Consider the following 14,102-nt stretch of genomic DNA (forward strand, 5'->3'; position numbering starts at 1 on the left):
AACGGGTCATGATCTTGTCGCTGAACGCAACCAAGCCGTGCAGGTGAGTGCCGGCTGTAGACGCGGTGACTGTGAGGTCACGGGAGCCGTACCCAGCGAACATGTTATCGATCATCTGATGGTCGTGTCCGATGAACGAGCCACGCCCGCCGGTCATGAGTTCGCCTGCCGGGACCAGGCCAAGACTGGAGTGGTCCCACTCTCGTAGACAGCGGCCTGAAGTTCCCTGCCTGAGAGGAAGGATCGTCATGGGGGTAGCTCCCCGGAAGTACACCCAAGAGTACAAGGACAAAACGGTATAATTGGTACTCGACTAGGACCGATCATTGGTCGAGATCGCGAAGAGCCTGGGCATCAACGAGTCAACGCTGGGGAACTGGGTGACGAAAGCAAAGAACGCCAGCGCGGCGACAGTGGCGTCCCGGTCGGCCAGCAGGAGCACGAACTCCTGGTACGTCGGCCTGCCGGTGGACTCCACATCCTGAACCTAGCGATCAGCACACACCACGAGGCGACCGCGGTCGCGATCATTGCCCACGGGACGGCGAACGCCCGACCACCCCGGACGAACGGCTACCCGCACCGGATGAGACGCCGCCGCCGGGACGCTCCTCCTCAAGATTCCGTCCCCAGCTGTGTCGCTCAGCAAAGGTGGACGAAGGAGACGAAGCCACCACGCTCCCACCCGCCGCCGAATCCATCTGACACTACGCTCAGCAACCTGCCAACCCAGCTGAACAGCTACGGTGGCGGTTGTGTGCACGTGGCGCGTGCATGTACGTATCGCGTTGGTTGTCGTGGCTCGACGCGCTGGAGAAACTCGTCCTGTCGCTTTCATCGTGATGTCAGGGAATGAGAAGTGTGGTGATGCGCCGTGGGAACCGGTGTCTACGTTCTGTTCTTTCTTCTCGCGCTCAGCGTGGTATTCGCAGCGGCGAGCGTGTTCCTTCTGCTACTGCTTCGTTTTTTTGAGGAGCGGCGCGACATCGCTGACACTCAGCGGCTACAGGCGGCGCAGCGAAAGAGGGAGTCCCCGCGCGGCATTACTTGACCATGCGCAACCGGTTCCCGTGCCCGAGCATCGATGCATCCAGGTGGTCCCTCGCTAACCGTCGGTCCCCCGGATTGGCGGGCACGCCGGATATGGACAGAGCACGGGAGGCTCGTCATGATTGACAGCAGCGGGTCATATCGTCCTGAGTTCTGGGCCCGACCGGGACCGCAGGGGTCAAGGGGGGAGGGGTGCCGCGATGGCCGAACCTCACAAGCCAAGCTGCGCGCAGACCATCAGGCAGCGGGGTGTCGCGAGTGGCCGGTCGGACTGGCAGATCGCTCAGGCGATCCACAACCACTGCTCGGTGAGCATGCTGCGCGCACACCGGCTCGCCCGAGGCCTGACCTTGGAACAGGTCGTGGTGGAACTTCGCTCCCTTTGCAGGGCCGTCTGGGGGACCGAACCTCGGTTAGCCCATCAACGGATCTCCCAGTGGGAAAACGGGTCGGACATACCCAGCCCGCGGTACCTGGACGTGCTGTGCCGGCTGTACCGGACGCGTCCGGACCGGCTGGGCTTCGGCCACGACTACAGCGACGCCACGGCTGCGGACACGGCCGAGGCAGCCGCCGTGGCGTCGCCTCCGACCGCCACCTGGCTGCCGGGAGGACGTGGCAATGACGGCCAGGACAGTGAGGATGATGTGGAACGACGGCGGCTTCTGCGCCTACTGAGTGTCTACAGCGGGTCCGCCGTCTCGGCGCCGCTGCTCGAAGCCCTGCGGAAAACCCGGCTGCAAACAGACGTCCTGCTGGAAACACAATCGGTCAGCGCAGCCACCGTGGACAACTGGGAATCGATCGCAAACAACTACGGATATATCGCGCTTACATCCCCACCCTTCACGTTGCTCGCCCAGACGATGTGCCACCTCAACGAACTGCAGCGTACCCTGAGCCAGCGCCAGCCGCTGGATTTCCAGAAACGTCTCTATCGGGTTATGGCGCAACTCGCCGGCCTCATCGCCATCGCATCTAACAGCGTCGGCCAGGAGGGCCAGGAATGGTTTCACACCGCCCGCCTCGCGGCCGATGAGACCGGCGATCGTGCGCTACGCGCCTGGGTTCTGGCCTACGAGGCGATGTCCAACCTATGGTACGGCCGGCCGGTGATACGAGCGGTCGAATTGTCCCGGATGGCGCAGGCGATCGCTGGTACTACCCCAAGCGCTGCCGGTGCGCTCGCCGCCGCGATGGAAGCCCGCGCCCAGGCCCGACTCGGCCGCCGACAGGAAGCGCAGGCCGCTGTCCGCCGCTCCGACGGCATTTTCGATCGCCTCGGTTCCGAGGACACTACCCCCAACATCTTCGGACTCTCCGAACATCTTCTGCGCATGTGCCAGGAGAACGCGTTGATGTTCATCGGTGACACACCAGCGGCCTTGTCGGTACAGCAGCGCTCGTTCGAGATTCCCGGCGACGTGATCGACGTGGCGCTGGTCAAAATCGACCGGTCCATCTGCTACATCCGCAGCGGTGAACCCGAACACGGCTGCCGCCTTGCCGGCCAGGCACTGGACGAACTCCGCCCTGAATCACGGCGCGGCATACCACTCATGCGGGCACGCCAGGCAATCAGCATGATCCATAATAGTGATCGCTTTCTGAGTCCGGTGAAGGATCTCCACGAGATGCTGCGCGATCTGCAGGCGGCGCAGTCCCAGGCAACCGCCGACGGCCCGCCTTCCAACGCCCCCTGAGCGCACGCCGGCTGGAGGGTTTCCGCTTTCGTGGACAGTGACCTTCAGGCCCGCTGTCTACGAGAGTGGGACCACTTCACAGCCAGTCCGGTACCGTCATGACGGCGGCCGTTGCCCGGCCGGGGGAACCCGGGGTAGGGCAAAGCCTGCCCGACCGACGGAGAGGATCAACTCAACCCAGGACATGTGACGGCAGCCATGTACACCGCCGGCCGCGCGACCTACATCGACGGACATACATGGAAGATTTCATAATCCGCGGGTCAGTCCATCCTGTCGAGGTACCGACGGATGTAGCCAACCGTGTAGCCAAGCCGGCGGACGTTCCCGGACGTCGGCGGAACCGGCGCTCAGGCCAACCCGACTGTACGGACGAGCACTGACGTCAGTGGACGAACCGGACCGACTGTGCACGACAGAGATCGGCAAAGCAGGCGGGAAGCGTCCAAGATCTGCCCGCTATCCGCCCGTAAACAGCGAGAGACGGCCGGATCCGGTGAGACACCATGGGACTTGGTACGAGCCGTCGGACTGGCACGAGGCAGGTACATCGTCCCAGCTCAGGGCATGTTTGCGCTGGTCAGAGCGGAGGGCGTGGGATTCGAACCCACGAGGAGCGTTGCCACCCCTAGCGGTTTTCAAGACCCGTACGGGCCTGCGGTCTTGGGGCCGCTAACCAGGACGGTCCCGGTGTTCGTGCTTGTCCTGGTCACGGTGTCCCCATGGATTCCCCACGGTGTCGTGGTGCCGGCTGTGCGCGGGTCCGGGCCTGTATGGGCGAGGGTGGGTTACGGGGATGCGGCGGACGGCTGGGACCTGCGGCTGGCCCGGCGCCGCTGGACAGACAACGACCCCGCGGTAGGATTGCACGGTGTGGTGCGTTCCCACCTATGACATCAGCTCGGTGAAGCGGGACTGCGCACCGCGCTAGTGACAGCCGCCCGGATACTGGTCAACGATGACCACAGCAGCAAGGATCCGGCGTGGTGGGCACTGCCCGACGGGCCAGTCAGGGACTATCTGACCCGCAGGCTGGCCTACCACTTGGTCAGCGCTGGACGGACCAAGCTGGCCGCGGAGGTAACATGCGACCTGCGGTGGGCGGAGGCGTCCGTTCGGTGCCGATGCTCGCCGCGGTGGCGCGGCGGTACCTGGACACGCTGACCGGTCCCCGGCTCGAACCTGTCTGGCCGCTGCCCGCAGCGGTGGACAGCGCGCCCGTCTTCCGCACGTGCACTCTATGGGCTAGCAGTGTGATCTTTTGTTTGTCCGCCGTCCGTCTCCTTGGCGTCCAGAGGGCGCGATCTGACCGAATTCAGCTCGACCGGTCGCAGTGGGTGTGGACCATCGACGTGAGCCCGTCATCATGATCGAAAATGGCATCGATCGGAACATCGAAATCCCATGTGCGGAAGACGGGAGCGCGCAGCTGCGGGCGCTGTCCGGCCACACCCGCGGGGTGAACGCGGTGACGTTCTCCCCCGACGGCACCCAGCTCGCCAGCGGCAGCGACGACGGGACGGTGCGGCTGTGGGACACCACCACCAGACAGCAGACGACACACCTGTCCGGCCACGCCCGCGGGGTGAACGCGGTGGCGTTCTCCCCCGACGGCACCCACCTCGCCAGCGGCAGCGACGATGAGACGATGCGGCTTGGGACACCACCACCCCCGCACCCGCGCTCCGGCTCGACAGCGCCGTACACGCGTGCGCTTGGAGCGTGGACCTGCTCGGCTGTGGCGGCCTGCCGCCCTTAACGGTACCGCGTGTAACCAACTGTCCCAAGCAGCGGGACAATGAGAGGATGGCACTACTGGAGTGCCCGTACCCATGTAGTGGCCCGTGGATGGTCTGCGACATCTAAATGATCAGCGAGTGAGACACTGCCCCTGGTCGGACACCTGCGTTGACCTGCGGCGGAAGGGTGAAGCGGGCGACGGGAATCGAACCCGCGTTGCAAGCTTGGGAAACCTGTGCGGCTGCCGCGGTTGACCTGGGCCGGAACCCTCCTGTCCAGGTCAGCGGCAGTCCGGTTCTCACCGTCGTTCCCCGCTCCGACCCGATGCTCACCCAGGGCTGCGCGAAGGTAGCACTCCGGGTTGATCAAACTACACGTTCGGCCACGGTCAGGCACCCCTGACAATCCAAAAATCCCTGAAGCACAAGCACTGTGGGCGTCAGCGGTAGTCCGACAGCGGGCCCCTCGTGGTTACTTTGAGCCACCACTCGTTACCGATTGCGATCTTCGCGCAGCCCTGATGCTCACCCCTGCTACGGGCACGCGGCGGGCACGGTCGATGCCGGTTGATTGGCCGGTTTCTGATGCTTTAGGCGACAGTGGCATTCTGTGTGGGTGACCGATGGAAGCAGCGAGGTTACCGACCCAGACTTTTTTGTGTCATACACCGGGGCGGATCGGGAGTGGGCGGAGTGGATTGCCTGGACGTTGGAGGCCGCCAGCTACCGGGTAGTGATCCAGGCATGGGATTTCACTGCGGGGACGCACCTTGTGGAGAAGCTGCACCGGGCGACCGAGCAGGCGCCCCGGACGGTGGTGGTGCTCTCGGCGGCCTATCTGACCTCGGTGTCCGCAGCACCGGAGTGGCAGGCGGCATGGGCGGCGGACCCGTCGGGGCGAACGCGCAAGCTGTTGGTGTTCCGGGTGGAGGAATGCGACCGTCCGGGCTTGCTGGGCCAGCTTGTCTCGGTGGATCTGTTTGGGATCACCCAGGATGCGGCGCGGCACATGGTGGTCGCCGCCGCTGCGGGTGAGCGGGGGAAACCCGCCACGGAACCAGGGTTCCCCGGTGGTCTGGGCAGTGCGGGGGCGACGGTGGGCGGTCCGGTGTTCCCACCGGATCTGCCGCCGGTGCGGAATGCGCCGCCGCTGGCGCAGCGTGCCATCCGTGAGTCGCTCAGCGCAACGATGGCAGATCAGATCGCGGTGGCGGTACGCCGCCGCTGGGAAGCGGAGGTGGAATTACGGCGAGTCAACGACCCGTACACGATCCCGGTACGCTGGGAGGCGGCCGAGGAAGCCTTGGTCACGGACTGGGCAGTGCTGCAACAGGCGGCCTGTTCGGCAGGTTGGCCGGAGCCGGACCGGGCGTGGTGGGCACCGGGACCGGCGGCGTTAGCCGGCGGCGGGGACCACATCGCCGGACTGCTCGCTCGGGTGCCGACCGGCCGGCTGCTGGTGCTCGGCGAACCGGGAGCGGGCAAGACCATTCTGATCGTCCGGCTGGTGCTGGACCTGCTGGCCTGCCGCGCCCCGGGTGGGCCGGTGCCGGTGCTGGTGCCGCTGGCGTCCTGGGACCCGACCCGAGAGCATCTGTGGGACTGGTTGGAACGCCGGCTGTGCCTGGACCACCCGGCGCTGCGAGTGCGGGTGACCAGGACTCGGCGGGGGGTGAGCTGGGCGCGGGCGCTGTGGGACGCTGGCCTGCTCCTGCCGGTGCTCGACGGCTTGGACGAGATCACTGAAGCGGCCCACGGCCGTGCGCTCGCCGAGTTGAACGAGGCGCTGCGGCCCGGGGTCGGGCTGGTGCTCACGGCCCGCACCGGCCCGTACCGGGCGGCGGTCAGTCCGGATGACGGGGTGCCCGGGATGCAGCTGTCCAGCGCCGCCGGTATCCAGCTGTGTCCGCTGGATGCCGGTGTGGTCGCCGACTACCTGCGAGCCTCGGCGGGCGGGCCAGCCGGGCGGGCCCGGTGGGGTCGGGTGCTGGATGTCCTGACCGATCCGGCACACCCGGTGGGGCAGGCGCTGACCACCCCGCTGATGACCACCCTGGCACGGACGATCTACACTCCGCGGCCCGGCGAGCCAGTCACCGCTCTGCCCAGCCCTGATGATCTCCTTGGCCCCGGGCTCGCGAGCCGGCAGGCGGTCGAGCGGCACCTGTTCGACGGGTTCCTCCCGGCGGCCTACCGGCCCCATCCCGACCCGGCGTTGCGCTGCCCGTGGAAGCCGGCCGATGCGCAGCGCTGGCTGGTCTTCCTCGCCGGCCACCTCGAACACCGCCTGGGTGGCACCACCGACCTGGCCTGGTGGCAGCTGCGCACCGCCGCTCCCCGCACCTTCACCGGGCTCGTCGCTGGGGCAGGGAGCGGGGCAGCGGCTGCGCTTCTCAGCGGGTGCCTGCTCGGGCCTCTGACCGGGCTCCTGACTGGACTCCTGGGCGGGCTCGCGTTCGGCATCCCGGCCGGGTTCGTGGAGGGACCGGACCGGCCTGCCCAGGGACTGCGCTGGTCACTCACCCGGGGCGGGCTCGCGGCCACGTTCCTGGTCGCGCTCGTGTTCGGGCTCGCGATCGGGCTCGCGGGCGGGCCCACAGTCGGGCTCACCGCGGGGCTCACAGTCGCTCTCATGTTCGCACTCACGGTCGGGCTCAGACCTCGGCCGGGGGAGCCGACAGAGGCCACCAACCCGCACAGCATTCTCGGCCAGGACCGCAGCACCTTCCGTAACGTCCTGCTTGCGTTCGTTCTCACGAGCGGACTCACGGGCGGACTCCTGGGCGGGCTCGCAGCCGGGCTCACGATCGGGCTCACGAACGGGCCCGCAGGCGGGCTCACGAACGGGCTCATGGTAGGCCTCCTGTCCGGGCTTGCGATCGGGCTCACGAACGGGCTCGCGGCCGGGCTCGCGGTCGGACTCACGGTCGGGCTCACGATCACGCTCACGAATTGGCTCACGAATGGGCTAACAACCGGGCTCACGATCGGGTTTACGGTCACGACCGGACTCACGCTGGGGCTCGCGACCGGGCTCATGATCGGGCTCGTGGCCGGGCTCGTGGCCGGGCTCTCCCGGACCATGTGGGGATGGTTCGCTGCCGCCCGGTGGTGGCTGGCCCTGCGAGGTCGGCTGCCGTGGCGGTTGATGCGTTTCCTCACCGATGCGCACCAACAGCGGGGAACGCTGCGGCAAGCTGGCGCGGCCTACCAGTTCCGCCACGCGGAGCTCCAACGGCACCTCGCCGGGCGGCTGTGATCTGCTATCGCACCGTTCTCCGCAGCCTCCGCCTGCCGCCACCGCGCTGCTGTCCCAGCTCGTTCAGGTCGATCGGCGCTGCCCTCGTATGACCAAGCTTGACGTAAGGTCCCCGCCGCTGTCTGCGCGGCCACTACCAAAACCAGGCAGGCCACCTTCTGCAACACTTGACCGGAAAACAGGGTGGCTACGTCCCGGTATGTAACCATCAGTCCCCGTCGCCGCGCCGCCTGCCCACGGGGTTTTCACGCCGTCATGGCGTCCCCGCCGGGGTCAGAGTAACTAGCCCGAGTCCGGAGCCGTCACACCCACGAGTGCGGTGGCGGGCTAGCGACGCGCCCGGTGAGCACGGCCGGCAGGTCGCGCGCAGCCGGTCGCGGGGCGCGGCTCGCGCCGCAACTTGATCCTAAAACGGGCAATTCGGCAGTCTGCCGGGCTTATCCGCTGTGGTGCGAGTCGTTCGCCGCTGGTCGGATCAGATGATGCGGGGGTCGTCTTCGGTGACGTGTCCGCCGATGGCGGCGTAGCCGGGGGGTCCGGGTTCGGCGTGGATGATCGAACCTTGGCCGTGCCAGATGGTGAGGCGGCGTCCGAGTGCGGCGGCCAGGCGCATGGAGGCTGAGCCGGTGGCTTCGTCCTCGACGATGCCGAGTCGGGCGGCGAAGGTACGGGCTCGAATGGTGCCTGCGGTTTCGTTTTGCCACGCCCAGACCTGGGTCATCTCCTGGGCAGGATTGATCGGCCCGGTGAGGGCGTCGACCTGCTCGGCGTTGGCGAGACGTTCCTGCCACCACGGCGGGGTGATCGCGAGTGGGGCGCGGACCCATACCCCCTCCTGATCGGTCCAGGTTGCGGCCTCTCCGCCTGGCATTCGGAGAACGTCGGGGTGGGTTCCGGTGAGGCGTGCGATCATCCAGGCGGCGCCGACGGCGGGATGTCCCGCGAACGGAAGTTCCCGACGCGGGGTGTAGATCGTGATGAGGGCTTTGTCGGGGTCGTCGATGAACACGGTTTCGCTGTAGCCGAGAGCGGCGGCGATGGCCTGCCGGCGGTCACAGTCGGGGACGGTGACCGGGGCGTTCTCGATGATGCCGAGGGGGTTACCGTACCTACCGGCATGATCGGTGAATACCCGGAGGACTCGTACCGTGACCACGTGCCGCGCCTCCTTGCCGGCCGGATGCCTGCCCACACGATGCCTGCTGTGAGCGGTTCCTGTCTGCTGGATGCGCGGTTCGGCTGCGGTTGGTAAGCGCTCAGCCCAGGGGCTGCGGTGGCGGCGAACGGACCAGGGTTAGAAGGCGGCGATCTCGTGACGGAGATCAGCGGCGCTGCCGGCGTTGTGGTAACGCTGGGCGTTGAGCATGGAGACGATGCGGTCGAGGCGGCGGCGGTGCCAGGACACGCGGTTCTCCCGCGGGATAGTCAGTACCGGTTGCAGGGCGTCAACGACTCCGTCGATATTGCCGAGGAGAAGCCGGGCGGTCGCCAGGTAGATGTGAGCGAGGATCTCGTCGGTGAGGAAACGTTCCTCGGCCGGTCCGGTCTGGAACAGGTCGATGGCGGTGGTCGCGGCGTCTTCCGCGGCTGCCGCGTCAGCGCGGTCGGTGAACCAGATGAGGCTACTTGCGCCGTAGTAGTGGGTTTTCGCGCGGGTGAACGTGAACAGGCCGGTGTCGATGTCACCGGGGATGCCCGGGCTGTCGATGGCCTTGACCGCGGTGGTGAGTGCGGCGCGGGTACCGGTGCTGTCCCCGAAGTGGGCCAGGCACTGTGCTTCGCCGCTGGCCAGACGCGCGAGCCCCGCGCCGGTGGGGTGTAGCGCCATACCGGCGCGGATGTACTGGTGGGCGTCGGTGTAGCGGGTGGCGAAGCGGGCGATCAGGCTTTGGGTGCCACGGACCCAGATGGCAAGGCCGGTGTGCCCGGCCATGTCGGCGCACATCAGCGCGCTTCGGGCGTTGGTCATGGCCGCGCGGGGTTCGTCGAGGTCGAGGGCGGCGTAGGCGAGGATGCCGGAGAGCTGGCCGCCGATCAGGTAGAGGTCGCGCATCTGGGTGGGACGGCATCCCTGGTCCAGGGCGGCGAATACCTGGGTGCGCATGTGGTGGGCCTCGGTCAGCATGTCTTCGGGTGGCGTGGCGATCGCCTCGACCGCCAGGCGGGCGACGTCGTCGGCGAGCTGTTCGATCAGGAGGGGGTCCACGGTCGCGCCGCCGATGCGTCGCACGAACGCGGCGGACTCCCGGGCGGTCGCGGTGACCAGCTCGCCAGGGAGCATCTCGATACCGATAGCTGCTGGGAGGCCGAGCGACACCGTGCGGCGGGTGGGCTGTGCGGGTGTGTTCGCGGTGGATCCGTCAGATCTGACGGTGGTGGTCGTCCTGCTTTCCTGGTGGGCTTTCTCGTCGTCCAGGCCGAGGCGGGCGCGGGGGATGTTCAGGCCGTTCGCGAGCCGCTCGAAGACGGCCAGCGTTATCACTTGTCGTTTGCCGTTGCGGATCTCGCTGATATGCGACTGGGGCATGCCACACGCGGTAGCGATTTGCCCTTGGGTGGCACCGGTCCATTTCTGGAACGTCTTCAACACCGTGGCCATGTCGCGCTGGTCAAGGGCCTGGGTCATGTCCGGGCGGTCCCACAGGTCGGCGGGTGTGGCGGGTAGCTCGTGGTTGCGGGACGTCACGGCTGCCTTCCTGCCGGGATGGTTGGGCGCAATCGGTCTCATGCTGCGCACCATCCGCCAGTTTAACCACCGGATGTATACGGCTGGCGGCCTTTTCACCGTTCGTCCGGCTCGTAATCGTGGCCGGGAGCCGGTCTGGCCCATGCCGAGAAATGATCATTGTAGGGCTGGGTCGGTGTCCAACCAGCGGAGACGAAAGCGGGATGGGATGCGGTCAGCGACAGAGCCCACGACAAGCCCAGCGACCATCGGAGACGACGGCGAGCGGCTGCCGGTCCTTTACGGGGTGGTGCGTTTCGAGCCGGGGGGCGACCGGCGGGTCCGGGACACCACGATCACGTTTGATTCGCCTGCGTCGGCGGAGCTGTTCGCGGTGGAGAGCGGCTGGCATGACTATCAGGTGTGCCCGCTGTTCTTCTTCGTCGACACGGTCACGATGCCGGCGGCCGGGCGGGTGCTGCTGGGGGCGGCGTTGGCACGGTCGGTGCGGCGGGCCGGCGGCCGATGACCAGCGGGGCAGACACCCGGGTCATCGTCGACGGGGACACCTGTTCGATCACGATTCGGCCGGCGGATCGTCCGGTGGAGGTGCTGCGGGCCTGGGCGGCGTTACCGGATGGGGTGGGGTTCGCCGAGGCGTTCGGTGATGTGGATGTGACGCTGGTGTTCCGGCCGGCCGGTGAGCTGACGTCGTCGCGGGAGGCAGACGGCACGACGTCGAAACCGGGCTGAGGTCGTCGCGCGGCGGAAACCGCAGGGAGCATACAAGGGGTCAGGATCCCGAGGGGCGGAATCGTCCGTTGTCGGGGTGCTGGCTCCTTACCTGTTTGCTGCCTGCGTGGTGACGAGTTCCTCGACGGCGGCCAGGCGGCGGCAGACGTCGTCCAGGCGCTGTTCGATGCGGTCGATACCGGCGAGGATCTCCCGCTCGGTGGGCTGACCGACGCTCGTGGGGGTGCCTCCTGCCTGGAGGACGCGGATCAGGTGGTCGTCGGGCCAGTCGAGGGCGCGGGCGATCGCCGTGAGCGTCGTGTTCTGGACGCGGCGGCCGTGGGCGCCGTGCTGGATCCGGCGCAGTGTTGCCACCGATACCCCGGAGGTGTCGGCGAGCGCCTTCTGACCGATCCGCTGCTGAGCCATGCGTGCGTTGACTGTGTCGGCGACCGCGGTCCAGTCCTCGTTGGGGCGCGGGCCGCGAGCGGTGTGCACGGGAACGTTGTTTGTCATGCAGCAAAGATAATGGTGTGGTGTACTTCCGATTCCGATCTACGTCGTGATGCTGGAAATTATCCAGCGGCTGTATACACCGAGTGGAAAGCGCTTGGCGAGCGCTCCATGAGCGGCGCACTGTGGGAGCTGTCCGGAGCACGGCGAGATGCCGGCAACACCCGGACCTGATTCCTACGGAGGTGGGCGGCGATGGCGGTACCGCAAAGGATTCCCGTGCGGTTCGAGGACGTGTTTCCCCACGGCGCGTATGTACTCGGCGTGGAACCGGCCAACGATTTCGACAAGGTCAAGGCGGGGGTGGCCGACGCGCAGGAACGCGACAAGATTACCGGTGTGTTGGTGTGGGCGGTACGGGTCATGGACGCCGACCCGAACGCGCGGGCCGGGTCGGCGGAAGTGAAGGTGAAGATCGCCGCGGCGGTGCAGCCGGTGCCGCCGGAGCCGTTGGCGGGGACGGTGTTGCGGCCGGTGGAGTTCGACGGGTTGACGGTGACGCCGTATGTGAACATGAACGGCTCGAAGCCGCGGCAGGGGCTGGCGTTGCGGGCGACCGGCCTCCGGCCAGTCGGTGCTACGGGCCGGCGGGTCGCCGACGGGCGGGCGGCGGCATGACCGGGCACACGTCCACCGCGGGCAGCGGCGGCGAGCGGGTGACGGTTGGGTCGAGCTGGCATGTGGGCCTGCATGTGGGTTCGGACTGGTCGGTGCGTTGCCTCACCTATCCGGATGAGCGGCCGATTCTCGCGTTGAACACCCCCGGTGCCCATCTGTCCCTCTCCACGGCGGATGGGATCATGACCGCTGATCATATTGATTTCGCTCACGCGTTGGTGCAGGCCGCCAACGACTATCTGATCGATTGTGAACGGCTTGTGCTGGACCGGGTGGCCGCCGAGGTAAAGACCGGGCCGGTCAGAGCGGCCTGAGCCGGGTTCGGCTTGTCGCGGGTTCCGGGACGGCTGTCTGATTTTCTTTCTTCTCCGCTGGTCCCGGACCGTTGCCCCTTATTTCTTTTCGTCCGTAGGCAAGGTGGGTGTGATCTGTCATGGCCAGAATCAACGGCTCCCGGCCGTTTCCCGAAGTCCCGACCCGGCATCCCACCGTGGATGTGCCATTGTGGATGCTGCTTGTTGGGCTTGCCGGCAAGATATGCGCCCACGTGCTGGTCTTTCTCGTGCGGCATCCGGTGCCGGTCGGCCTGCTGCTCGCCGTGCTCGTGGTTCGGGAGCGGTTCGGCCTGACCGGGCTGGGGCTGGGCGTTGCCGGCTTGGTCCTGATGGCTGTCGTCTGGCGGCTGGCCCATCGCCGGTCGTTCACCTGGCTGGTCCGCTGGGTGTGGGGGCGGTGGCGGCTGCTGGTGGTGTATCGGTGGCGGTGGCGGCCGGTGATGGTGCATACCGGTCTGGCGATTCGGATGCCGACGTCGAACGCCGAGCGGGTCTCCTTCGCCGAGACGTTCCCGCGGATTCGTCAGGTCCGCTGCGATCGGTGGGCGGACCGGCTGCGGGTGGAGCTGCTCTACGGCCAGACCCCGGAGCTGTGGGCGGAGCAGGCCGAAGCACTGCGCCACGCCTTCCGCGCCCGGTCGTGTCGGATCCGCGCCGACCGGGTCGGGTTCATCTGGGTGGAGTTCACCCGCCGCGATCCCCTCGCCGGCCCCGTCCCACCGTTCGATCTGGACGGTCCGGATGCGGACAGAGACGGCGGGGAGGACGACGGCTCGCCGGTGGATCTGTCGGGGCTGCCGGTGGGCCGCCGTGAGGACGGCGAGCTGTGGCGGCTCCCGGTCCGTGGCGCCCATGTCCTGATCGCGGGGGCGACCGGGGCGGGGAAGGGCTCGGTCATCTGGTCGACGATCCGCGGCCTCGGCCCGGCGGTCCGCGCCGGGCTGGTGGAGCTGTGGGTGTGTGATCCGAAAGGGGGGATGGAACTCGCGTTCGGGCAGGCGATGTTCACCCGGTTCGCGACCGACACCGCCAGCATCGCCGATCTCCTCGACGACGCCGTCACCGTCATGCGGGACCGGGCGGCCCGGCTGCGCGGGGTGGCCCGGTTGCACACCCCCACCGTCGGTGAACCGCTGATCGTAGTGATCGTCGACGAACTTGCTTCGCTGACGGCGTATGTGACCGACCGGGAGCTGAAGCGGCGGCTGGCGGCGTCGCTACCGCTGCTGCTGTCCCAAGGCCGGGCACCGGGCGTGGTCGTGATCGGGGCGGTGCAGGACCCCCGTAAAGAGGTGCTGCCGTTTCGGGACCTGTTCCCGGTCCGGGTCGCGCTGCGGATGACCGAAACCGACCAGGTTGATCTCGTCTTGGGTGATGGTGCCCGCGACCGCGGGGCACGCGCCGACGAGATCGGCGAGGACCTGCCCGGGGTCGGCTACGTGCTCGCCGACGGGCAGGCCGACCCGGTGCGGGTCCGGGCCTGCTGGA

General features: G+C 67.6%; 14 protein-coding genes, 1 tRNA gene and 1 pseudogene. 11 read left to right on the forward strand and 5 right to left on the reverse strand.

Annotated features, from left to right (window positions below):
• Positions 1-250: hypothetical protein (locus MJ797_RS22790; protein ID WP_239341041.1), on the reverse strand; the 250-nt coding region annotated here is incomplete at its 3' end.
• Between the two features lie 76 nt (positions 251-326).
• Here MJ797_RS22790 and MJ797_RS22795 point away from each other — a divergent pair.
• The 3 genes and pseudogenes from MJ797_RS22795 to MJ797_RS22800 all read left to right on the forward strand — a co-directional run bounded on the left by MJ797_RS22795 (position 327) and on the right by MJ797_RS22800 (position 2,753).
• Positions 327-485 carry a transposase gene (locus MJ797_RS22795; RefSeq protein WP_239341043.1) on the forward strand — a complete coding sequence of 53 codons (159 nt, stop codon included), beginning with the start codon at positions 327-329 and terminating at the stop codon, positions 483-485.
• Between the two features lie 879 nt (positions 486-1,364).
• A pseudogene (locus tag MJ797_RS27615) lies at positions 1,365-1,550 on the forward strand (helix-turn-helix domain-containing protein); the annotation flags it as partial.
• 147 nt (positions 1,551-1,697) lie between these two features.
• On the forward strand, positions 1,698-2,753 hold the full coding sequence (locus MJ797_RS22800) for a hypothetical protein (protein ID WP_239341045.1): 1,056 nt from the start codon (positions 1,698-1,700) through the stop codon (positions 2,751-2,753).
• Between the two features lie 589 nt (positions 2,754-3,342).
• On the opposite strand, the gene MJ797_RS22805 is transcribed toward MJ797_RS22800, so the two are convergent.
• Positions 3,343-3,432, reverse strand: a tRNA-Ser gene (locus MJ797_RS22805).
• Positions 3,433-3,443: 11 nt separating this feature from the next.
• On the opposite strand from MJ797_RS22805, the gene MJ797_RS22810 reads away from it, so the two are divergent.
• The 3 genes from MJ797_RS22810 (at position 3,444) to MJ797_RS22820 (ending at position 7,751) form a co-directional block, all read left to right on the forward strand.
• Complete coding sequence (locus MJ797_RS22810) at positions 3,444-3,647, forward strand: hypothetical protein (protein WP_239341047.1); 204 nt, start codon at positions 3,444-3,446, stop codon at positions 3,645-3,647.
• Positions 3,648-4,119: 472 nt separating this feature from the next.
• The gene (locus tag MJ797_RS22815; protein WP_239341049.1) at positions 4,120-4,512 is read left to right on the forward strand and encodes a WD40 repeat domain-containing protein; all 393 of its coding nucleotides are present in this window, start codon (positions 4,120-4,122) and stop codon (positions 4,510-4,512) included.
• Positions 4,513-5,108: 596 nt separating this feature from the next.
• Entirely contained in the window at positions 5,109-7,751 is a 2,643-nt protein-coding gene (locus tag MJ797_RS22820) for a toll/interleukin-1 receptor domain-containing protein (RefSeq protein WP_239341051.1), read from the forward strand.
• A gap of 475 nt (positions 7,752-8,226) precedes the next feature.
• Here MJ797_RS22820 and MJ797_RS22825 read toward each other — a convergent pair whose 3' ends face one another.
• Positions 8,227-8,943 carry a PhzF family phenazine biosynthesis protein gene (locus MJ797_RS22825; protein WP_239341053.1) on the reverse strand — a complete coding sequence of 239 codons (717 nt, stop codon included), beginning with the start codon at positions 8,941-8,943 and terminating at the stop codon, positions 8,227-8,229.
• Positions 8,944-9,045: 102 nt separating this feature from the next.
• Entirely contained in the window at positions 9,046-10,479 is a 1,434-nt protein-coding gene (locus MJ797_RS22830; protein ID WP_239341056.1) for a helix-turn-helix transcriptional regulator, read from the reverse strand.
• A gap of 166 nt (positions 10,480-10,645) precedes the next feature.
• On the opposite strand from MJ797_RS22830, the gene MJ797_RS22835 reads away from it, so the two are divergent.
• Positions 10,646-10,945, forward strand: coding sequence for a hypothetical protein (locus MJ797_RS22835; RefSeq protein WP_239341058.1), 300 nt, complete (start codon positions 10,646-10,648; stop codon positions 10,943-10,945).
• Positions 10,942-11,169, forward strand: coding sequence for a hypothetical protein (locus tag MJ797_RS22840; protein WP_239341060.1), 228 nt, complete (start codon positions 10,942-10,944; stop codon positions 11,167-11,169). The genes MJ797_RS22835 and MJ797_RS22840 overlap by 4 nt, the downstream gene beginning before the upstream one ends.
• Positions 11,170-11,256: 87 nt before the next feature.
• Here the strand turns inward: MJ797_RS22840 and MJ797_RS22845 are convergent, their stop codons facing one another.
• A complete protein-coding gene (locus MJ797_RS22845; RefSeq protein WP_239341062.1) occupies positions 11,257-11,664 on the reverse strand; it encodes a helix-turn-helix transcriptional regulator in 408 nt (135 codons plus the stop codon).
• A 192-nt stretch (positions 11,665-11,856) separates the two neighbouring features.
• Here MJ797_RS22845 and MJ797_RS22850 point away from each other — a divergent pair, with 192 nt between their 5' ends.
• The 3 genes from MJ797_RS22850 to MJ797_RS22860 form a co-directional block, all read left to right on the forward strand.
• A complete protein-coding gene (locus MJ797_RS22850; protein WP_239341064.1) occupies positions 11,857-12,279 on the forward strand; it encodes a plasmid replication, integration and excision activator in 423 nt (140 codons plus the stop codon).
• Positions 12,276-12,593 carry a hypothetical protein gene (locus MJ797_RS22855; protein WP_239341066.1) on the forward strand — a complete coding sequence of 106 codons (318 nt, stop codon included), beginning with the start codon at positions 12,276-12,278 and terminating at the stop codon, positions 12,591-12,593. Before MJ797_RS22850 ends, MJ797_RS22855 begins: the two co-directional genes overlap by 4 nt.
• Positions 12,594-12,712: 119 nt before the next feature.
• Positions 12,713-14,102: FtsK/SpoIIIE domain-containing protein (locus MJ797_RS22860; protein ID WP_239341068.1), on the forward strand; the 1,390-nt coding region annotated here is incomplete at its 3' end.

This window comes from Protofrankia sp. CiP3, assembly GCF_917627345.1.
Taxonomy (GTDB): Bacteria; Actinomycetota; Actinomycetes; order Frankiales; family Frankiaceae; genus Protofrankia.